The organism is Microbacterium sp. Au-Mic1, from assembly GCF_021341785.1.
In the GTDB taxonomy this organism is placed as follows: Bacteria; Actinomycetota; Actinomycetes; order Actinomycetales; family Microbacteriaceae; genus Microbacterium.
The window spans coordinates 190,796-210,200 of sequence record NZ_JAJTTF010000001.1 but is presented as its reverse complement, the minus strand read 5'-3'; the positions used below and the strand labels follow the sequence as shown (position 1 = coordinate 210,200).

Annotated in this window: 19 protein-coding genes; 6 read left to right on the top strand and 13 right to left on the bottom strand. The window is 70.3% G+C overall.

The window, feature by feature from the left end:
* The first annotated feature begins 27 nt into the window (after positions 1-27).
* The 3 genes from LXM50_RS01030 to lysA are packed head-to-tail and all read left to right on the top strand — an operon-like array spanning position 28 to position 3,734.
* Positions 28-1,530 (top strand): amino acid permease, encoded by a 1,503-nt coding sequence (locus LXM50_RS01030; protein ID WP_233309251.1) that lies wholly within the window; start codon positions 28-30, stop codon positions 1,528-1,530.
* Positions 1,527-2,429, top strand: a complete 903-nt coding sequence (locus LXM50_RS01025; protein ID WP_233309250.1) for a universal stress protein — start codon at positions 1,527-1,529, stop codon at positions 2,427-2,429. Before LXM50_RS01030 ends, LXM50_RS01025 begins: the two co-directional genes overlap by 4 nt.
* 45 nt (positions 2,430-2,474) lie before the next feature.
* A complete protein-coding gene (gene lysA / locus LXM50_RS01020; RefSeq protein ID WP_233309249.1) occupies positions 2,475-3,734 on the top strand; it encodes a diaminopimelate decarboxylase in 1,260 nt (419 codons plus the stop codon).
* 140 nt (positions 3,735-3,874) lie between these two features.
* Here lysA and LXM50_RS01015 read toward each other — a convergent pair whose 3' ends face one another.
* The 11 genes from LXM50_RS01015 to rplU all read right to left on the bottom strand — a co-directional run bounded on the left by LXM50_RS01015 (position 3,875) and on the right by rplU (position 14,285).
* Entirely contained in the window at positions 3,875-6,220 is a 2,346-nt protein-coding gene (locus tag LXM50_RS01015) for an FdhF/YdeP family oxidoreductase (protein WP_233309248.1), read from the bottom strand.
* Positions 6,217-7,101 (bottom strand): formate dehydrogenase accessory sulfurtransferase FdhD, encoded by an 885-nt coding sequence (gene fdhD, locus LXM50_RS01010; RefSeq protein ID WP_233309247.1) that lies wholly within the window; start codon positions 7,099-7,101, stop codon positions 6,217-6,219. The genes LXM50_RS01015 and fdhD overlap by 4 nt, the downstream gene beginning before the upstream one ends.
* A gap of 189 nt (positions 7,102-7,290) precedes the next feature.
* A complete protein-coding gene (gene rsfS, locus LXM50_RS01005; protein ID WP_233309246.1) occupies positions 7,291-7,677 on the bottom strand; it encodes a ribosome silencing factor in 387 nt (128 codons plus the stop codon).
* Positions 7,677-9,056: a hypothetical protein gene (locus tag LXM50_RS01000; RefSeq protein WP_233309245.1), complete on the bottom strand. Its 1,380-nt coding sequence runs from the start codon at positions 9,054-9,056 to the stop codon at positions 7,677-7,679. The genes rsfS and LXM50_RS01000 overlap by 1 nt, the downstream gene beginning before the upstream one ends.
* Complete coding sequence (gene nadD, locus LXM50_RS00995) at positions 9,053-9,649, bottom strand: nicotinate-nucleotide adenylyltransferase (RefSeq protein ID WP_233309244.1); 597 nt, start codon at positions 9,647-9,649, stop codon at positions 9,053-9,055. The genes LXM50_RS01000 and nadD overlap by 4 nt, the downstream gene beginning before the upstream one ends.
* A 9-nt stretch (positions 9,650-9,658) precedes the next feature.
* A complete protein-coding gene (locus LXM50_RS00990; RefSeq protein WP_233309243.1) occupies positions 9,659-9,886 on the bottom strand; it encodes a hypothetical protein in 228 nt (75 codons plus the stop codon).
* 48 nt (positions 9,887-9,934) lie between these two features.
* Complete coding sequence (locus LXM50_RS00985) at positions 9,935-11,161, bottom strand: glutamate-5-semialdehyde dehydrogenase (protein ID WP_233309536.1); 1,227 nt, start codon at positions 11,159-11,161, stop codon at positions 9,935-9,937.
* Positions 11,162-11,287: 126 nt separating this feature from the next.
* Positions 11,288-12,070 carry a glutamate 5-kinase gene (gene proB, locus LXM50_RS00980; protein WP_233309242.1) on the bottom strand — a complete coding sequence of 261 codons (783 nt, stop codon included), beginning with the start codon at positions 12,068-12,070 and terminating at the stop codon, positions 11,288-11,290.
* Complete coding sequence (obgE, locus tag LXM50_RS00975) at positions 12,067-13,596, bottom strand: GTPase ObgE (RefSeq protein ID WP_233309241.1); 1,530 nt, start codon at positions 13,594-13,596, stop codon at positions 12,067-12,069. The genes proB and obgE overlap by 4 nt, the downstream gene beginning before the upstream one ends.
* Before the next feature lie 102 nt (positions 13,597-13,698).
* Complete coding sequence (gene rpmA / locus LXM50_RS00970; RefSeq protein ID WP_159575753.1) at positions 13,699-13,956, bottom strand: 50S ribosomal protein L27; 258 nt, start codon at positions 13,954-13,956, stop codon at positions 13,699-13,701.
* Positions 13,957-13,976: 20 nt separating this feature from the next.
* Entirely contained in the window at positions 13,977-14,285 is a 309-nt protein-coding gene (rplU, locus tag LXM50_RS00965) for a 50S ribosomal protein L21 (protein ID WP_233309240.1), read from the bottom strand.
* A 269-nt stretch (positions 14,286-14,554) separates the two neighbouring features.
* Between rplU and LXM50_RS00960 the strand changes: the two genes are divergently transcribed.
* Both LXM50_RS00960 and LXM50_RS00955 read left to right on the top strand, forming a co-directional pair.
* The gene (locus LXM50_RS00960; RefSeq protein WP_233309239.1) at positions 14,555-14,854 is read left to right on the top strand and encodes a DUF4031 domain-containing protein; all 300 of its coding nucleotides are present in this window, start codon (positions 14,555-14,557) and stop codon (positions 14,852-14,854) included.
* Positions 14,851-15,480 (top strand): TMEM175 family protein, encoded by a 630-nt coding sequence (locus LXM50_RS00955; protein WP_233309238.1) that lies wholly within the window; start codon positions 14,851-14,853, stop codon positions 15,478-15,480. Before LXM50_RS00960 ends, LXM50_RS00955 begins: the two co-directional genes overlap by 4 nt.
* A 34-nt stretch (positions 15,481-15,514) precedes the next feature.
* On the opposite strand, the gene LXM50_RS00950 is transcribed toward LXM50_RS00955, so the two are convergent.
* Positions 15,515-18,016, bottom strand: coding sequence for an Rne/Rng family ribonuclease (locus tag LXM50_RS00950; protein WP_233309237.1), 2,502 nt, complete (start codon positions 18,014-18,016; stop codon positions 15,515-15,517).
* Between the two features lie 262 nt (positions 18,017-18,278).
* Between LXM50_RS00950 and LXM50_RS00945 the strand changes: the two genes are divergently transcribed.
* Positions 18,279-18,899, top strand: coding sequence for a vitamin K epoxide reductase family protein (locus LXM50_RS00945; RefSeq protein ID WP_233309236.1), 621 nt, complete (start codon positions 18,279-18,281; stop codon positions 18,897-18,899).
* 88 nt (positions 18,900-18,987) lie between these two features.
* On the opposite strand, the gene ndk is transcribed toward LXM50_RS00945, so the two are convergent.
* Positions 18,988-19,404 carry a nucleoside-diphosphate kinase gene (ndk, locus tag LXM50_RS00940; protein ID WP_045272553.1) on the bottom strand — a complete coding sequence of 139 codons (417 nt, stop codon included), beginning with the start codon at positions 19,402-19,404 and terminating at the stop codon, positions 18,988-18,990.
* Between the last annotated feature and the right edge of the window lies 1 nt (position 19,405).

Genomic DNA, 19,405 nt, shown 5'->3' with positions numbered 1-19,405 from the left:
TCACACATCCAATCAAAGGAGACTGGAATGACCACCATCGCCCAGCAGTTGCTGCGCCGGAAGCCGACCACGCCGGTCGGCACCGGCGAGGTCCACCTGAAACGAAGCATCGGGCTGTTCTCGCTGACCATGATCGGCGTCGGCGGCACGCTCGGTACAGGAATCTTCTTCATCCTGTCTCAGGCCGTGCCCGTGGCCGGCCCGGCCGTGATCTGGTCGTTCGTCATCGGCGGCGTCGTGGCGGGCCTCACCGCCCTCTGCTACGCCGAGATGGCGGGCGCCGTGCCGGTGTCCGGATCGACCTACTCCTACGCCTACGCGACGCTCGGCGAGGGAACGGCCATGGCGGTCGGCGCGTGCCTGCTGCTCGAATACGGCGTCTCGACGGCGGCGGTCGCGGTCGGCTGGTCCCAGTACGTCAATCAGCTGCTGCAGAACCTGTTCGGCTGGCAGATCCCGGTGCAGCTGTCGCAGGCTCCCGAGCAGGGCGGCATCATCAACGTCCCCGCCGTCATCGTGATCGTGCTGTGCGGACTGCTGCTGATGCGCGGCGCCCGCGAGTCGACCCTGGTCAACAGTGTGATGGTGGTCATCAAGATCTCGGTCGTGCTGTTCTTCTGCGCGGTCGCCTTCACCGGCTGGAACTCGGACCACTTCCAGAACTTCGCCCCTGCGGGCTTCGCCGGCATCGTCGGCGGCGCCGGCATCATCTTCTTCTCGTTCGTCGGTCTCGACGCCGTCTCGACCGCCGGTGACGAGGCGAAGAACCCGAAGCGCAATCTGCCCCTCGCCATCATCTTCGCCCTCGGCATCATCATCACGCTGTACGTGCTCACCTGCCTCGCGGCGCTCGGCGCGCAGGCGCCGGCGAAGTTCGAGAACCAGGACGCCGGCCTGTCCGCGATCCTGCAGAACATCATCGGATCCACCTGGCCGGGCACCGTCGTGGCTGTCGGCGCGATCATCTCGATCTTCTCGGTCACCCTGGTCTGCCTCTACGGCCAGACGCGGATCCTGTTCGCGATGTCGCGCGACGGCATGATCCCCCCGGTGTTCGCGAAGGTCGACCCGCGCACCCTCTCCCCCGTGAACAACACGATCATCGTGGTGATCGCGACGAGCGTCCTCGCCGCGGTCGTCCCGATCAACTTCCTCGCCGAGATGACCAGTATCGGCACCCTGGTCGCGTTCCTCGTGGTGTCGATCGGCGTGATCATCCTGCGCGTGCGCGAGCCCGAGCTGGAGCGCGGCTTCCGCCTGCCGCTCGGCTGGACGATCCCGATCCTGTCGATCATCGGCTGCATCGCGATCATCACGCAGCTGCGCCTCATCACGATCCTGGTGTTCCTCGCGTGGGCGGCCGTGTTCCTCGTCTTCTACTGGTTCTACGGGCGCAAGCGCTCGGCGCTGGCGGTCGGCCACCCCGTCGTCGCCGCCCCGGACGTCCCGTACACCACCGCCGTCGCCCAGCCCAGCACGGGCGAGGTGCGCCAGGCTGCAGCCGAACGCCGGACGGACGGCGAGCGATGAGCCTCCTCGTCGGCCTGAATCCTGCGAGCCGCTCAGCGTCGGTGCTGCACCTCGCGGCGATGCTGGCGCGGTCTGCGAACACCGACCTGATCGTCACGACGGTGATCCCGGAGACCTGGCCGCGCGCGGCGACCGCCCGCGACGACGCCGAATGGCAGGCCTACACCCACGACGCCGCCAACACCGTGCTCGACCACGCCGCCGCCGTGCTCGGCGGATCGGTACCCGCGCAGTTCGTCCTGCACGAGGCATCGTCCGCCCGGCGCGGGCTGCTCGAGCTCGCCGAGAGGCGCGACGTCGGCATGATCGTGATCGGCTCCTCCTCCGCGGCCCCGCTCGGGCGGATCGCCCTCGGATCCGAGAGCGATGCGCTGCTGCACGCGGCGGCGGTTCCGGTCGCGATCGCACCGCGCGGCTTCCGCACCAAGGGCGATGTCCGGGTCGGTCGCGTCACCGCGGCCTACCGTGGCACGGACTCCTCGGCGGACCTCGTGTTCGGCGCGGCGACCGTGGCGGGCTCGGTCGGGGCAGCCTTGCGCATCGCGTCGTTCGCCATCGTGCCGAACGTCTCCGGCACGGCCGGGGCGGGGTTCGACGCCGAGCGGAGCATCGCCGAGCAGTGGGCCGACGACATCCAGGCCCACGCCGCGCAGCTGCTCTCGGAGGTGTCCGCGCTGCCGGGCGCGCCCGAACTCGCCGGCACCGTGATCGGCCTCGGCGACACGTGGGAGTCCGCCGTGGACGACGTGGAGTGGGACGCGGACGAGGTGCTGGTCGTAGGATCGAGCAGTCTCGGGCCGATCGCCCGGGTCTTCCTCGGATCCAACGCGACCAAGGTCGTGCGGCACTCCCCCGTACCGGTCGTGGTCGTCCCGCGCCGGGCCCTGGATCCCGCCTGACACCGCCCGCCTGACCTGGCCACACCGACGAGAAGGACGCAGACCATGCCGCACCCGATCCTCGACCTGTTCCCCGCCGGGACCACCGTGGACCCCGACGGCACCCTGCGCTTCGGGGGGTGCCGGGTCGACGACCTGGCGCGCGAGTTCGGCACCCCCGCGATCGTGGTCGACGAGACCGCCCTGCGCGCCCGCGCCAGGGAGTACCGCACCGAGCTGACCTCGCGCTGGCCGAAGGCGCGCGTCGTGTTCGCCTCGAAGTCCTTCCCGGCGACCGCCGTGCAGCGTGTCATGGTCGAGGAGGGGCTCGGGCTCGACGTCGCCGGCGGCGGCGAGATCCTCAGTGCGCTCCGCGCGGGTGTGGATCCGGCCCTCCTCGTCCTGCACGGCAACGCCAAGTCGACCGAGGAGCTGCAGATCGCGGTGGAGGCCGGCCTCGGCCTGGTCGTGGTCGACAACGCGGACGATGTCGACCGGCTCGAGCAGCTGGTGCCCGAGGGCCGCCGGCAGGACGTGCTCGTGCGAATCATCCCCGAGGTCGAGTCCTCCACCCACCCACATGTGCAGACCGGGCAGATCGGATCCAAGTTCGGGCTCACGGTTCCCGCCGCGAAGGAGCTCATCACCCGGATCGAAGCCAGTCCGAAGCTCGCGATGCGCGGCGTGCATGCGCACGTCGGCTCGCAGATCATGGACCCGTCGGAGCTCGCCGCTGCTGTCGCCCCGCTCGCCGAGCTCGGCACCTTCCCGGTGTACGACCTGGGCGGCGGGCTCGGCGCGCGCTACACCTACGACGAGCACCCCGCGAGCGTCGCCGAGTACGTCGAGGCCCTGCTCGCCGCCGCGCGGGAGCACCTTCCCGCCGACGCCGAGCTCATCATCGAGCCCGGCCGCAGCATGGTGAACGGCTCCGCCATGACGCTGTACTCCGTCACGACGGTGAAGCGCGACGCGCGCACGTTCGTGGCCGTCGACGGCGGGATGGGCGACAACCTCGAGGTGGCGCTGTTCTCGCAGCGCTACGAAGGCGCGCTCGCCACCCGCCTCGACGAGGAGGCGGCGGAGGACGTCGTGGTGGTCGGCCGGCACTGCGAGTCGGGCGACGTCCTCATCGACCCGCTGCGCCTTCCCGAGGTCCGCGTGGGCGACCTCCTCGCGGTGCCCGCGACGGGCGCCTACACGCACACCATGGCGAACAACTACAACGGCTATCGACGGCCTCCGGTCGTCTTCGTGCGCGACGGCCAGGCGCGCGCGGTCATCCGCCGGGAGACCTGGGACGACCTCTTCGACCGGGATCTCTGAGGGAGCACATGGAGACTCCACTTCGGGGTCGTTGAGCGAGCACGGCCGAAGGTCGAGGGAGACGAAACGCGGTGCTCTCGCGAGGTGCCGCGTTTCGCCTCCCTCGCCTCGGCCTGACCGCGTGACGACCCGGGCAGGACTCAGGCCGCCGACGGAGTGACCGTGACCTGGATGCTCTTCATGAGCGGCTGGTCGCTCTGCACGCTGAAGTCGGCGTGCCCGATGAGCACGTTCATCTCGGGCATGTAGCCGGCGGCGCACCCCTGGGGCAGGTCGTACGGGACCGCGCGGAAGCCGTGCACGATCCGGGTGGATCCGTCCTTCGACGTCGAGCGGATGTCGACGAGATCCCCCTCGGCGATGCCGCGCTCGCGCATGTCGTCGAGGTGCAGGAAGACCAGCTCGCGCAGGTTCTTCACGCCGCGGTAACGATCGTTGTTGGAGTAGATCGTCGTGTTCCACTGGTCGTGGGACCGCATGGTCTGCAGCACCAGGGTCTCGGCGGAGGCGGGGATCACATCGGGCAGCGGGGCATGCGAGAACTCGGCCTGCCCGGAATCCGTCTCGAACACGCGCTCGCGGGCGGGCTGCGGAATCCGGAAGCCGTGTCGGCTCTGCACGCGCTGGTTGAATTCCTCGAAGCCCGGAAGGACCTGAGCCATCACATCGCGAATACGGTCATAGTCCGCGATGTAGGCGTCCCACGGAGTCTGCGTCTCGGGGAGCGTCGCCTTCGCGATCCCTGCGATGATCGCGGGCTCGGAGCGCAGATACGCGGACGCGGGCCGCTTGCGCCCCACGGAGAGGTGCACCATGCTCATCGCATCCTCGACGGTGACGCCCTGCGGCCCGGCTTCCTGCTGGTCGCGCTCGGTGCGTCCGAGGCACGGCAGGATCAGCGCCTTCTCCCCGTGCACGAGGTGGCTGCGGTTGAGCTTGGTGCTCACCTGCACCGTCAGCGCGCAGCGACTGAGCCCCTCCGCGGTGTACGGCGTGTCGGGGGCAGCGAGCACGAAGTTGCCACCCATGCCGACGAAGACCTTGACCGTGCCGTCGTGCATGCCGCGGATCGTCTTGACCGTGTCCAGGCCCTGGTGGCGGGGCGGGTCGATGCGGCAGACCTCCGCCAGCCGATCCGTCCAGGCGGGCGGCCGGTGGTCGATGCCGCAGGTGCGGTTGCCCTGCACGTTGCTGTGCCCGCGCACGGGGGACGGCCCGGTTCCCGGGCGCCCGATGTTGCCGCGCAGCAGCAGCAGGTTCACGATCTCGCGCACCGTGTCCACGCCGTGCTCGTGCTGGCTCACGCCGAGGCACCAGCTGATGATCGTGCGCTCCGAGCCGAGGTAGACGGCGGCCGCCTCGCGGATCCGCTCCTCGCTGAGGCCGGACTGACGCACGAGCTCGGCCCAGGGCGTCGCCTCGACGAGCGCCCTGTAGTCCTCGAGCCCGTTGGTGTACTCGCGCAGGAACGCAGTGTCCAGGACGGTCGGATCCGTCCGGGCCGCCTCGAACACGACCTTGGACATGCCGCGGATCAGGGCGAGGTCACCGCCGAGGCGCACCTGAAGGTTCATCGTGCTGGTGTCGGTGCTCTTGAACAGCGCCATGTCGACGAACTCGTGCGGCACGATCGTGCGCGTCGCACCGGCCTCGACCAGGGGGTTCACGTGCACCACCTGCGCGCCGCGGCGGACCGCGTCGGACAGCGCGGTCAGCATGCGCGGGGCGTTCGACGCCGCGTTCACGCCGAGGACGAAGAGCGCGTCGCACTCCTCCCAGTCGCGCAGATCCGCCGTGCCCTTGCCCGTGGCCAGCGACGCCTTCAGCGCGCGACCGGAGGCCTCGTGGCACATGTTCGAGCAGTCCGGGAGGTTGTTGGTGCCGTACTCGCGCACCATGAGCTGGTACAGGAACGTCGCTTCGTTGCTCAGCCGGCCGGAGGTGTAGAAGCTGGCCTCGTCCGGGCTGTCCAGACCGCGCAGCTCCTCTCCGATCAGGGCGAACGCGTCATCCCAGCTGATCGGCACGTACCGATCGGTCGCGGCGTCATAGCTCATCGGCTCCGTGAGGCGCCCCTGGTCCTCGAGGTCGAAGTCCGTCCACCCGGAGAGCTCCGCGACCGTGTGCAAGGCGAAGAACTGACGATCCACGCGCTTGTGCGTCATCTCCCAGGTGACGTGCTTGATCCCGTTCTCGCAGATGTCCAGCCGCAGGTTGCCGAGATCGTCGGGCCAGGCGCAGCCGGGGCAGTCGTATCCCGACCTGCCATGGTTCATGATGAGCATCGCGCCGGAGCCCGCGATCGGTTCGCGCTCGCGGAGCAGAACCTGACCGACCGACTTCGCGGCGCCCCAGCCCGCCGCCGGGTGGTGATACGGCTTGCGAGACCAGGGAGCGGTCGTGCGCGGCCCGTATCCGCCCTGCCGGGGCTCTCGCGGCATGAGGCCGAAGGCCGTTCCTCCGCGTGCGTCCACGTCGTCGTTCATCGTTCCGCCCGTCCTTCCCGCGCGGCGATCTCCCCGCGCGTCGCCGCATCGATCCGCACGCGCTGCACGTGCGCGTACACGTTCATGGAGTTCCCTCGGACGAAGCCGATCAGCGTCAGCCCCGACTCGTCCGCCAGCTCGACGGCGAGGGAGGAGGGCGCAGAGACCGCGGAGAGCACCGGTATACCCGCCATGACGGCCTTCTGCACCAGTTCGAAGCTCGCCCGGCCCGATACCTGCAGCACGGTCGACCGCAACGGCAGCCGGTCCGCCTGGAGCGCCCAGCCGATCACCTTGTCCACGGCGTTGTGCCGGCCGACGTCCTCGCGGATCACCAGCAGCTCGCCCGTGGCGGCGTCGAAGAGTGCGGCCGCGTGCAGTCCACCGGTCTTGTCGAAGGCGGCCTGCTCGGCGCGGAGCCGGTCGGGCAGCTCCGCGATCCACGCGGCGTCGACCTCGAGGTCGTCGTGCGACACGGCGTGATGCGAGGTCGTGCGCACGGCGTCGATGCTGGCCTTGCCGCACACGCCGCACGAGCTGGTCGTGTAGAAACGGCGCGCCTCGTCGGCGCCGGGAAGCCGCACGCCCGGTGCGAGTGCCACGTCGAGCACGTTGTACGTGTTCTCCGCTCCGCCGGTGCCCGGACCACCGCAGTGGATCGCGGCACGGAAGTCGGAGCTCTTCGAGATCACACCCTCTGAGACGAGGAATCCGATGGCGAGCTCGACGTCATGGCCAGGCGTGCGCATCGTGACCGCGAGCGGAGCACCCGCAATCCGGATCTCCAGCGGCTCCTCGACCGCGAGCGTGTCGGCGCGACGACGCACGCCCTCTCCCAGGGCGATCCGGGTGACCGGCCGCAGCGTCGTGATCCGTCCCACGGCTCGACCCTACTCGCGGATCCGGTGTCCGCGGGCTCGAGCACCGGGTGTTCGTCGATCCGTGCGACGACACGGTGCTCCGGCACAGCTCATCGACCCCGATCCCGCGTGCGCAGGCGCGCGCGAGGCATGGATCCGCGGCGCTCCGAAAGCACCGATGGTGCGGACGGCGCCGGTCTTCCGGTGCGGTCAGTCCCGCTCGGAGGACGCACCCAGAGGCGTGGGCTCCGCGATCGGCACGACCGGGCAGTCCTTCCAGAGGCGCTCGAGACCGTAGTAGGTGCGCTCCTCCTCGTGGAAGACGTGCACGATCAGGTCACCGAAGTCCAGCAGAACCCAACGGGCTTCGCTGCGTCCCTCGCGGCGCACGCGCTTGTAGCCCGCCTCGATCATCTTGTCCTCGACCTCATCGGCGATCGCGGCGACGTTGCGCTCGCTGTTGCCGGTGACGAGCAGGAAGATGTCCACGAGCGGCAGCGGCTCGGACACGTTCAGCGCGAGCAGGTCCTCTCCGCCCTTGGAACGGGCCGCGTCGGCGGCGATCTGCAGCATGTCTGCGGCGGAGGGCGACTGCATCAAGAGAAGGCTCCTGTGGTGATGGCGACGATGAGCGCCCCGACCAGGGCGACGGCGAGCGCGCCGGCGGTGATGGTCAGTGCGAGCATGAGCTTGTTGCCCTTTTCGGGCTCGGGCGGGCGGATGACCTCGCCGGCGGGCTTGATCGTTCCGATCGCCGCGCTGGCGGCGATCGGCGTGGGGGAAGAGGCAGGGGCGAGTTCGCCGTCGACGAGGACCGCGTCGACCTCCTTGCCGTCGGCGACGCCGTCGGCGTGACCGCGCGAGCCGAGACCCGAGGGCAGCTCGTAGCTGCCGGTGACGAGGATCTCACCGGTCGAGGCGACGGGACCCGACAGCGACAGCCCGGCCGGCGCCTGCTGGAAGATCAGGGCGTTCGGCGCCGCGTGGTGCGACCCCGTGGAGTCGCCGATGAGCGCGTCGAACGAGTCGGCCTGCGGCGTGCGAGGCTGCTGCGCGAGCACCCGCTCGCCGAAGCCCGGGTTGACCGTGGAGCCGGCCCCGCCGGCGGGAGCCGCCTGCGGCAGGGGGCGCGGCGCCTCTTCGGCCGGAGCAGCCGACGCCGGAGCAGCAGCTGCCGCCGGCTCGGGTTCGGTCGCGGCGGACCACAGTGCGGTCTGCTCGGACGAGAACGGCAGCGCGACGGGTGCGGGATCGGGCTCGGCAGCCGGTGCGGCGGCGGGAACCGCGGGCAGCAGCGGCGCGGAAGAGGGCTCTGCCGGACGGGCGGGAACGACGAGACGCTCTTCGGGTGCGGTCTCGGGCACGGCCGAGACGGGATCGGCGTGCCAGGTGCGTCCGGTCTCCTCCTCAGCGCGCATGACCGAGGAGACCGAGACGGGCGCGACGCCCTGTTCGGCGTCGTCCACGCCGTCCTGCTCGTCGGGGACCCGCGTCTGCACGGGAGTCGTCGAGGTCTCGTAGGAGCGGCGACGGCTCGGATAACTGGGTCGGGGCACGTCCGTGATCATCCCCGCCGGCTCGGGCGTGGTGTCGGCAGGTGGGGCGGGCGTGACGGGCGCCGGTGCCGGCGGGGCGCTCTGGGATGACGGATCGGACACCGGAACCGCGCCGGTGCGGATCCGCTCCTGCTCCCGCACCTGGCGGCGGGTGAGCGGCTCCTCGCCCGCGACGGAGTCCTGGGGTTCAACGGCGCTCGGCCCAGCCGTGCTCTCGGCGACGTTGTCCGCCGCCGGCGCAGCCGGCGTCTCGGCGACGGGCTCCGGAGCGGCCGGGACCGCCGGAGCGGACGGTGCGGCTTCGGCCTGCTGGCGCGCAGCCTCGGCCTCCTCCGGAGTGACGATCGGGGTCGATCCGGTGAGGCGGGCCTCCCGCATCTGCTTGCGGGTCAGCTGACCGTGCTGATCCGATGTGCTCATGACGTGCTCCGATAAAGATGATGCTTCGCGATGTACTGGACCACTCCATCCGGCACGAGGTACCAGACCGGATCCCCCTCGCGGACACGGGATCGACAGTCCGTCGACGAGATCGCGAGGGCGGGGACTTCCAATTGGCTGACGTCACCGGGGGGCAGACCGTCCGTGCTCAGCACGTGACCGGGTCGGGATACGGCGACGAAATGGGCCAGGTCCCACAGTTCATCATGATCCCTCCAGCTGAGAATCTGCGCCACGGCGTCCGCGCCGGTGATGAAGAAGAACTCCGCCCCGGGACGCTGGGCCTTCAGATCCCGCAGCGTGTCGATCGTGTAGGTGGGCCCGTCACGGTCGATGTCCACGCGGCTGACCGTGAACGACGGGTTCGACGCCGTCGCGATCACCGTCATAAGGTAGCGATGCTCGCTGTCCGACACACCGCTCTTCTGCCAGGGCTGCCCGGTGGGCACGAAGACGACCTCGTCCAGTCCGAACGAGTGCGCCACCTCGCTCGCGGCGACGAGGTGCCCGTGATGGATGGGATCGAACGTCCCGCCCATCACACCGATCCGCGGCACCGGAGTGGTCGTCATCGGATCAGCTCAGTGACCGTGTCCGGCCCCGTGTCCTTCGTGTCCGTGCTCCGCGGCCCACGCCTCCGCCTTGCGGGCGTGACGGTTGGCGACGTTGCGGTAGGAGAGCGCGACCAGGCCGAGAAGTGCGAACACGCCGGCAGCGATGAAGAAGAACGGAAGGGTCTGCAGCGTCACGTTGCCGTGGTGCTCCGTGGTCTCTGCGGCGGCCTGCACGAACTGTGCGACGAGGTTCATCGATTCTCCAGAGTGATCAGGGTGGATCTCAGCTCCTCAGTCTAGCCCTCAGGCGCGGGTCTGCCCCGACCCGCGCGCCAGCCACTTGGTGCTGGTCAGCTCGGCGAGTCCCATCGGGCCTCTGGCGTGCAGCTTCTGCGTGGAGATGCCGACCTCGGCGCCGAAGCCGAACTCGCCGCCGTCCGTGAACCGCGTCGACGCGTTCGCCATCACGACCGCGGAGTCGACCTCGGCCAGGAAGCGCTCGATCACAAGGGCGTCCGTGCTGATGATCGACTCGGTATGCCCGGTGCTGTACCGCCGGATATGCGCGAGCGCCTCGTCGAGATCCTCCACCACGCGCATCGACAGATCGAGGCTCATGTGCTCGGTCGCCCAGTCCTCGTCCGTCGTCGCCACGGCCTCCGGCACGAGCCGGCGGATGTCCTCGTCGCCGTGGATCGTGACGCCCTGCGCGATCAGCGCCTCCGCGACCTCGGGGACGAGCCGGTCAGCGGCACCGCGGAGCACGAGCACCGTCTCCACGGCGTTGCACACGCTCGGACGCTGCACCTTCGCATTCACGACGATGTCGCGCGCCCAGTCCAGCGGCGCCGTGTCGTCGAGCACGATGTGCACCACACCGGCGCCAGTCTCGATGACGGGCACGGTCGACTCCGTCACCACGGTCTCGATGAGCCCCGCACTGCCGCGCGGCACGAGCACGTCGATGAGTCCTCGGGCGTGCATCATCGCGGTGGCGCCCGCGCGGCCGAAGTCGTCCACGGTCTGGATCGCCTCGGCGGTGACCCCGGCCGACACCAGTGCGTCGCGCATCACTCGCACCAGCACCGTGTTGCTCTCCCTGGCGGCGCTGCCCCCGCGCAGCACGGCCGCGTTGCCGGAGCGCAGGGCGAGCGCGGCGATGTCGACCGTGACGTTCGGGCGCGCCTCGTAGATCGCGCCGACCACGCCGAACGGCACCCGCACCTGCTCCAAGGCGACGCCATTGGGCATCCGGTGCCCGCCGACGACACGGCCGACCGGATCCGGCAGGGCCGCCACCTCGCGCACCGCGGCGGCGAGAGCCTCGATCCGCTTCTCGTCCAGGCGCAGGCGGTCCAGGAGGGCATCGCCGATGCCCTCTGCCGCACCGCGGGCGAGGTCACGGGCGTTGGCGGCGATGATGTCGTCCGCGGCGGCCACGAGTGCGGCGGCGATCGCCTGCAACGCTGCGACCTTGCCGTCGCTCGTGAGCCGTGCGGTCTCGCGCGACGCCTCCTTCGCCGCGCGCATCCGCGCCTCAGGGGAATCCGGCCCGTCCTGTGCGGAGGCGTCGGCGGGCACGGCGAAGTCGGCGATCAGGGTGGACATGCGGTCAGTGTACCGACGCCGCGCACCCGGGCGGCCCGGATGACGGATTCAGACCGCCGGCTCGAACCAGGTGCCGATCTCCGCGCCGGAGAGCGCCTCGGAGACCAGATCCGCGCTGGTCACCAGCACGCCGATGCCGCTGGCCGCGGCCAGGCGCGCGGCCGACACCTTGGTCGCCGCTCCCCCGGTGCCGACGCCGTTCACCACGGTCGCGCCGAACTCGAGACCGGAAAGATCGGCGCCCGCGGCCACGACGTCGAGCGGCTCTGCCGCCGGGTCGGAGGGCGGTCGGGTGTACAGCGACTCGACGTCGCTGAGGAGCACGAGCGCGTCGGCCCCGGTCAGCTGCGCCACCAGCGCGCCGAGCCGGTCGTTGTCGCCGAAGCGGATCTCCTGCGTGGCGACGGTGTCGTTCTCGTTCACGATCGGCAGCACCCGCAGCCCGAGCAGACGCTCCATGGCGCGGCGGGCGTTGCTGCGGGAGGTCGGATGCTCCAGATCGCCGGTGGTCAGCAGCACCTGCCCGGCCACGATGCCGTGCGGGCGCAGGGCCTCCTGGTAGCGGTAGATGAGCAGGTTCTGGCCGACAGCGGCCGCGGCCTGCTGCGTGGCGAGGTCGGTGGGCCGCGCGTCGAGCTGCAGGAACGGGATCCCTGTGGCGATCGCGCCGGAGGAGACGAGCACGATCTCGGTGCCGCGCGCGTGCGCCGCAGCCAGTGCCTCCACCAGCAGGGGGATGCGCCAGGCGGCCTCGCCGCTGATCGACGACGATCCGACCTTCACGACGATGCGCGCCGCCGCGGGCAGATCCGCCCGCGTCAGCGCCGTCATTCGACGTCCTCGCTGCCGGCGTCCTCTCCGGCTGCGGTACCCCGGGCGAGGCGCTGCTCCTCGAGCTCGGCGCGCGCCGCCGCCTTCGCGTCCATGCGCTCGTGGTACCGCTCGCGGCGCTCGTTGGTGGTGCGTCGCGTGTTCGGGTCGAAGCGCGAGTCCAGACCGCGCGGCGACGTGATCAGCTCTGCCGCGGAGGACATCTGCGGCTCCCAGTCGAACACGATGCTCTCGCCGGGGCCGATCACGACCGTGGATCCGCGCACCGCGCCCAGGCGGAACAGCTCGTCCTCGACGCCGAGCTTCTCGAGACGGTCGGCCAGGTAGCCCACGGCCTCCTCGTTCTGGAAGTCGGTCTGCTGCACCCAGCGCACCGGCTTGTCGCCGAGGATCCGGTACACGTTGCCGTAGCTGCCGCCCTCGACGCGGATCTCGAACTCGCGCTTCGACCCTCGGGGCCGGATGACGATGCGCTCCTTCGGTGCGGCGGCGGACGCAGCCAGTTCCGCTCGGTGTTCGTCGACGATCTCGCCGAGCGCGAAGGTCAGCGGACGCAGGCCCTCGTGCGAGACCGTGGAGATCTCGAACACGCGGAACCCGCGCTGCTCCAGCTCCGGGCGCACGAAGTCGGCGAGCTCGCGCGCCTCCGGCACATCGATCTTGTTGAGCGCCACCACCTGCGGCCGTTCCAGCAGCGGCACCTGTCCTTCCGGAACCTCGTAGGCGGCGAGCTCGGCGAGGATCACGTCGAGATCGCTGAGCGGGTCACGACCGGGCTCGAGCGTGGCGCAGTCGAGCACATGCAGGAGCGCGGAGCATCGCTCCACGTGCCGGAGGAACTGCAGACCGAGCCCACGCCCCTCGCTCGCGCCCTCGATGAGGCCGGGCACGTCGGCCACGGTGTAGCGGGAGTCGCCGGCCTGCACGACGCCGAGGTTGGGGTGCAGCGTGGTGAACGGGTAGTCGGCGATCTTCGGCCGTGCGGCGGAGATCGCGGCGATGAGGCTCGACTTGCCGGCCGACGGGTAGCCGACCAGCGCGACGTCGGCGACGGTCTTGAGCTCGAGAACGACGTCGCCCTCGAAGCCGGGCGTGCCCAGCAGTGCGAATCCGGGAGCCTTGCGCTTGGGCGTCGCCAGCGCGGCGTTGCCGAGGCCGCCGTGGCCTCCCGCTGCGGCCACATAGCGCTCGCCCGGGGTGACCAGGTCGGCCAGGACCGTGCCGTCGGGCGCCTTGACGACCGTGCCGACCGGCACGAGCAGCTCGAGGTCCTCACCGTCGTAGCCGGCGCGGTGGTCGCCCATGCCGAAGCCGCCGTTCTGCGACGTGCGGTGCGGCGAGTGGTGGTAGGACAGCAGCGTGCCGGTCTGCGGGTCGGCGACGAGCACGATGTCGCCGCCGTCACCGCCCTTGCCGCCGTCAGGGCCGCCGAGGGGCTTGAACTTCTCCCGGTGCACCGACACGCAGCCATTGCCGCCCTTGCCCGCGCGCAGGTGCAGCGTCACCCTGTCGACGAACGTGACCATGCGGATCCTCCTGGGTTGCGGGATGGCACTGACCGAAGCGTGCCGGGATATGGAAACGGGGCGAGCCGAAGCCCGCCCCGTTGCCGAAAGTCTGCGCTGCGATTACTCGGCAGCTGCGACGATGTTGACGACCTTGCGGCCGCCCTTCGCGCCGAACTCGACCGCGCCGGCGGCGAGGGCGAACAGCGTGTCGTCGCCACCACGGCCGACGTTCACGCCGGGGTGGAAGTGCGTGCCGCGCTGACGGACGAGGATCTCGCCGGCGCTGACGGTCTGACCGCCGAAGCGCTTCACGCCGAGTCGCTGTGCGTTGGAGTCACGACCGTTGCGGGTCGAGCTCGCACCCTTTTTGTGTGCCATTTCTCAGCTCCTCTTCGTGCTTACTTGATGCCGGTGATCTTGACGCGCGTGAGGTCCTGACGGTGGCCCTGGCGCTTCTTGTAACCGGTCTTGTTCTTGAACTTCTGGATGACGATCTTCGGGCCGCGGAGGTGGCTGACGACCTCTGCCGTGACCTTGACCTTCGCGAGCTTGTCGGCGTCGGTGGTGATCTTGTCACCGTCGACGAGGAGCACCGCGGCCAGCTCGACCTTGTCGCCCTGGGCCGCCTTCAGACGGTCGAGCTGAACGATCGTGCCGACCTCGACCTTCTCCTGGCGTCCACCGGCGCGCACTACTGCGTAAACCACTTCATACCTGTTTCGTTGGGGAGCGGGACCGCTCCGTAATCTCACGGGAAGACTGTGCGTGCATCGCGCCACAGCAGAGGGATCCGCAGTGGCGGGCGCGAGTTGCATGATCCCGCGGCGGCCGAGTGGGGCGTCCGGCGCGGTGCACCAAGGAGCTACTTTACCGGATGCGCCCTCGCCTCGCAAAGCGAGCACGACCGTGTCGGGATCCGGATCCGATCGCCGGGCGCATGAGCCCCGGCACCCGTCGTCGCGTCTAGGATCGCGGAATGGCGATCCTCGTGGACGACGCGATCTGGCCGGCGCACGGCCGCCTCTGGGCGCACATGGTCAGCGACACCAGCGTCGCCGAACTGCACGCGTTCGCCGCGCGTCACGAGATCCCGCCTCGGGCGTTCGACCTGGACCACTACGACGTCCCCGCCGACGCCCTGGACCGGCTCGTCGCAGGCGGCGCGGAGCGCGTGGGGGGCAAGGAGCTCACCCGCCGGCTGATCGCATCCGGCCTGCGCGTCCCGGCCCGCGATCGCACCGGCGGGCACGACCACGACACGAGGATCCCGCGATGACCTCGAGCAGGCTGGAGGCGTTCAGCGACGGGGTGCTCGCGATCATCATCACCGTGATGGTGCTCGGGCTCGCCGTTCCGAAGGGCTCGACCTGGACAGACCTCGTGCACACCTCCGGGCTGGGTCTGCTCACCTATCTGCTGAGCTTCGTCTACGTCGGGATCTACTGGAGCAACCACCACCACCTGTTCCAGTTGCGTCCCACGGTGAACGGCGCCGTGCTCTGGGCCAACCTGCACCTGCTGCTCTGGCTGTCGCTGTACCCCTTCACGACCGCGTGGCTGACCGAGACCCGCGTCGCCCAGGTTCCCACCATCGTCTACGGGCTCAACCTGCTCGGCGCCGCCATCGCGTACACGATCCTGCAGCGCACGATCGCGCGTCAGCCCGGCGGGGACAGGATCCGCGAGGCGTTCGGGCACGATGTCAAGGGCATCGTCTCGCCGCTGCTGTATCTGAGCGGTCTGAGCCTGTCGTTCGTCGTTCCATGGCTGGGCCTGATCCCCTATGTCATCGTCGCCGTGGTCTGGCTGGCGCCGGACCGGCGCGTCGAGCGATACCTGCGCACGCACGCGACCGATGTCTCGGAGCGGGCCGCCGACGACGAGGAGGACCCGGCACCGTAGCGCCGAGCCCTCCTGACGTGGTCCTGCGGCCGGGTCAGCCCTGCTCCGCCTGGGGTGCGGCCTCGGTGGTGTGCACGACGGCCGTGCCCGCGGAAAGCGCGGCGGTGGTCACCCGGCGACGGTTGCGGCCCTGTCCCGGCGCCTTGGGCTCGGGAAGCGCATCCAGCACCGAGTCGAGCAGCTGCTCGGCCTCCGTCCTGGGCGCCTTGCTGCGGTCGGAACCGCGCTTCTTCCGCGGCTTCTTGGATCGTTCCTGCGCCGAGCGCTCGGCCGGAGCGTCCGCCACCGGCTCCGCGGGCGCGTCGCCGGCGGCCGCGGGCGTCTCCCCCGCGGCACGGCTGGAGGCGGCGATCTGGGCGAGAGCGGACTTCGCGCCCTCCGGAATGACGTGCGTGCCGCCGTTCGCGGGCGCGGCGGACGCGGCCGGCGTGGTGCCGTTGCCGTTGCCGTTCCCGTTGCCGTTCGAGGGGGCGTTGCCGCCGCGCTGGCGACGGTTGGAGCTCTGCTGGGGGGCCGCCGCGCGGTGCTTCACGACGGGGTCATGGTGCACGATCACTCCGCGGCCCGCGCACACCTCGCAGGGCTCGCTGAAGGTCTCCAGCAGACCGAGGCCCAGCTTCTTGCGCGTCATCTGCACGAGCCCCAGCGAGGTCACCTCGGCGACCTGGTGCTTGGTGCGGTCGCGGCTCAGGCACTCCACCAGACGGCGCAGCACGAGGTCGCGGTTGGACTCGAGCACCATGTCGATGAAGTCGACGACGATGATGCCGCCGATGTCGCGCAGGCGCAGCTGGCGGACGATCTCCTCCGCGGCCTCGAGGTTGTTCTTGGTGACCGTCTCCTCGAGATTTCCACCCGAGCCGACGAACTTGCCGGTGTTGACGTCGACGACGGTCATGGCCTCGGTGCGGTCGATCACGAGGGATCCCCCCGACGGCAGCCACACCTTGCGGTCCAGCGCCTTCTCGATCTGCTCGGTCACCCGGTAGACGTCGAACGGGTCGCTGGTGTCCTCGTACGCCTCGACACGATCCAGCAGGTCGGGCGCGACGCTCTCCAGGTACGAGCGGATGGTGCGGCCGGCGTCGGCGCCCTGGATGCGCATCCGCGTGAAGTCCTCGTTGAAAACGTCGCGGACGATCTTGACGAGCAGGTCGGGCTCGGCATGCAGCAACGCAGGCGCCTGCTGGGTCTCGACCTGCTTCTGGATGTAGCTCCACTGCGCGGTCAGGCGCTGCACGTCGTTGGTCAGCTGCTCCTCGGTCGCGCCCTCGGCCGCCGTGCGCACGATCACGCCGCTGGACTCCGGGAGCACCTCCTTGAGGATGCGCTTGAGGCGCGCGCGCTCGGTGTCGGGCAGCTTGCGCGAGATGCCGTTCATGGATCCGTTCGGCACGTACACGAGGTAGCGGCCGGGCAGCGAGATCTGGCTGGTGAGGCGGGCGCCCTTGTGGCCCACCGGGTCCTTGGTGACCTGCACCAGCACGCGATCGCCAGCCTTGAGGGCGAGCTCGATACGGCGCGGCTGGTTGCCGGTCTCCACGCCGTCCCAGTCCACCTCGCCCGAGTACAGCACCGCGTTGCGGCCGCGACCGATGTCGACGAACGCGGCCTCCATGCTGGGCAGGACGTTCTGCACGCGGCCCAGGTACACGTTGCCGATGAGGGACGCGTCCTGGTTGCGGGCGACGTAGTGCTCGACGAGCACGTTGTCCTCGAGAACGGCGATCTGGGTGCGGCCGTTCTTGGAGCGCACGATCATCTCGCGATCGACGGCCTCGCGGCGGGCGAGGAACTCGGCCTCGGTGACGACGGGGCGACGACGGCCGGCATCGCGGCCGTCTCGGCGGCGCTGCTTCTTGGCCTCGAGCCGGGTGGATCCCTTGATCGCCTTCGGCTCCGTGATGTACTCGACGACCCGCTGGCGCTGACGCGGCTGCTCGATATCGCCGCCGCGGCCGCGCGAACGCCGTCCGAAGGAGTCGTCGGCGTCGTTGTCGTCCCGTGCGTCACGGCTGTCGCGCGCACCGCGGGAGGAGCGGGCCGGGAGCGGGACGATCGTGGGAGCGTGGAAGTGCAGCTGCGTCGAGACACGGGAGACGAAGATCTCCGGCAGCAGACCGAGGCTCACGGCGGTGACGGCCTCGGGCTCCGCCTCCGGGGCGGATCCGGCGGCGCCGTCAGTCGCGGGCTCGTTCGCCGGGGCGGTCTCGGGCTCGGACTCCACGAGCGGCTCCGCCACGAGCTCGGGCTCAGCGGCCGTCTCGACCTCGGTGACGGACTCGACCTCGGGCTCCACGGGAGCCGCGCTCTCGGCGGCGGGCTCCGCGGCGCTCTCCGCGTCGCTGTCGACATCGGCGGGCACGGCTGCGTCCTCGTCGGATGCGGCCGGGGTCACCGCCTCGTCCACGACCTCGGCGGAAGCGGTGTCCTCGTCCGTCGGCGCGGGCGTCGGCTCCGCGGGCTCGGGAGCTACCGGCGCCTGCAGCGCGTCGAGGTCGAGGGTAGGGGCGTTGTCATTGTTCTCGTCGGCCATCTCTGGCGTACTCCCTGCACGACGGCCGGGCCGTCGTGAATTCTCTCGTGCGACACCCTCGGCGTCGCGAACTCAATCGGTCTGCGATCGGCATGTGCTCTGATCGCTGGGGGCAGGAGCCCCCGAAGTCTGTATCCGTCGGCCGCCATCACGGCGACGCGACCCGTCCATTATCGCACCATCGCGGCCGGATGCCCGCCTTGACGCGAACCGATGCATCCGCATGCATCCCGCACAGAACGGCGACTGCGATAATCGCGGCATGTCTGCACAGCGCAACCTCGCGGGGACCAGGCCCGTCGGCTACGCCATCTGGCTCATCGTCGCGAGCGTCGTCGGGTGGTGGGCCGCCTTCCAGCTCACCCTCGACAAGTTCGCCACCCTGGAGAATCCGACCGCCGATCTCAGCTGCAACGTCAGCGTGTTCGTGCAGTGCGGGAAGAACCTGGATTCCTGGCAGGGCTCGGTGTTCGGCTTCCCGAACCCGCTCATCGGCCTCACCGGGTGGATGGCCCCGCTCGTCGTGGGCGTGGCGATCCTCGCGGGCGCCCGCTTCCCCCGCTGGTTCTGGGGGCTCTTCGGCCTCGGCATCACCGGCGCCTTCGTCTTCATCGCATGGCTGATCTGGCAGAGCTTCTTCGATCTGCACACGCTGTGCCCCTGGTGCGGCCTGACGTACCTCGTGGTGATCCCCACGTTCCTGGCGACCGTCCAGCAGCTCTTCGCGAACGGGACGTTCCCGATCAGCCGGGGCGCCCAGCAGGCGGCGCGTCGACTCGGCTCCTGGGTGCCGCTCGCATCGATCCTGGCGTTCGCGATCGTGGTGCTGCTCGCCCAGATCGCCGGAGTGGATCTGATCGGCGAGGTCGTCCGGATGTTCTGAGCCCGGTCGCACCGCCGCATCCTGCGAGCAGAACGCCCCGGTCCTCGATGAGAGGACCGGGGCGTTCACGTCTGCGGAGCTGTGGGGATCAGCCGAACCAGATCCCGAGCTCGCGCGCGGCGGACTCGGGCGAGTCGGAGCCGTGCACCAGGTTCTGCTGCACCTTCAGGCCCCAGTCGCGACCGAAGTCGCCGCGGATCGTGCCGGGCGCGGCCGTGGTCGGGTCGGTGGTGCCGGCCAGCGAGCGGAAGCCCTCGATGACGCGGTTCCCAGCCAGGCGGATCGCGACGGACGGGCCTGAGAGCATGAACTCGAGGAGCGGCTCGTAGAACGGCTTGCCCTCGTGCTCGGCGTAGTGCGCGGCGAGGAGGTCGCGGTCGGGGTCGACGAGGCGGATGTCGACGAGGGCGTAGCCCTTCGCCTCGATGCGGGCGAGGATCGCGCCGGTGAGGCCGCGGGCGACGCCGTCGGGCTTGACCAGGACGAGGGTCTCTTCGGTGGGCATG

Bases quoted from the DNA above. Each gene is read 5' to 3' on its own strand.
- LXM50_RS01030 (WP_233309251.1), top strand. From the start codon at position 28: ATGACCACCATCGCCCAGCAGTTGCTGCGCCGGAAGCCGACCACGCCG.
- LXM50_RS01025 (WP_233309250.1), top strand. From the start codon at position 1,527: ATGAGCCTCCTCGTCGGCCTGAATCCTGCGAGCCGCTCAGCGTCGGTG.
- lysA (WP_233309249.1), top strand. From the start codon at position 2,475: ATGCCGCACCCGATCCTCGACCTGTTCCCCGCCGGGACCACCGTGGAC.
- LXM50_RS01015 (WP_233309248.1), bottom strand. From the start codon at position 6,220: ATGAACGACGACGTGGACGCACGCGGAGGAACGGCCTTCGGCCTCATG.
- rsfS (WP_233309246.1), bottom strand. From the start codon at position 7,677: ATGCAGTCGCCCTCCGCCGCAGACATGCTGCAGATCGCCGCCGACGCG.
- LXM50_RS01000 (WP_233309245.1), bottom strand. From the start codon at position 9,056: ATGAGCACATCGGATCAGCACGGTCAGCTGACCCGCAAGCAGATGCGG.
- nadD (WP_233309244.1), bottom strand. From the start codon at position 9,649: ATGACGACCACTCCGGTGCCGCGGATCGGTGTGATGGGCGGGACGTTC.
- LXM50_RS00990 (WP_233309243.1), bottom strand. From the start codon at position 9,886: ATGAACCTCGTCGCACAGTTCGTGCAGGCCGCCGCAGAGACCACGGAG.
- LXM50_RS00985 (WP_233309536.1), bottom strand. From the start codon at position 11,161: ATGCGCGCGGCGAAGGAGGCGTCGCGCGAGACCGCACGGCTCACGAGC.
- proB (WP_233309242.1), bottom strand. From the start codon at position 12,070: ATGACGGCGCTGACGCGGGCGGATCTGCCCGCGGCGGCGCGCATCGTC.
- obgE (WP_233309241.1), bottom strand. From the start codon at position 13,596: ATGGTCACGTTCGTCGACAGGGTGACGCTGCACCTGCGCGCGGGCAAG.
- rpmA (WP_159575753.1), bottom strand. From the start codon at position 13,956: ATGGCACACAAAAAGGGTGCGAGCTCGACCCGCAACGGTCGTGACTCC.
- LXM50_RS00960 (WP_233309239.1), top strand. From the start codon at position 14,555: ATGGCGATCCTCGTGGACGACGCGATCTGGCCGGCGCACGGCCGCCTC.
- LXM50_RS00955 (WP_233309238.1), top strand. From the start codon at position 14,851: ATGACCTCGAGCAGGCTGGAGGCGTTCAGCGACGGGGTGCTCGCGATC.
- LXM50_RS00950 (WP_233309237.1), bottom strand. From the start codon at position 18,016: ATGGCCGACGAGAACAATGACAACGCCCCTACCCTCGACCTCGACGCG.
- LXM50_RS00945 (WP_233309236.1), top strand. From the start codon at position 18,279: ATGTCTGCACAGCGCAACCTCGCGGGGACCAGGCCCGTCGGCTACGCC.
- ndk (WP_045272553.1), bottom strand. From the start codon at position 19,404: ATGCCCACCGAAGAGACCCTCGTCCTGGTCAAGCCCGACGGCGTCGCC.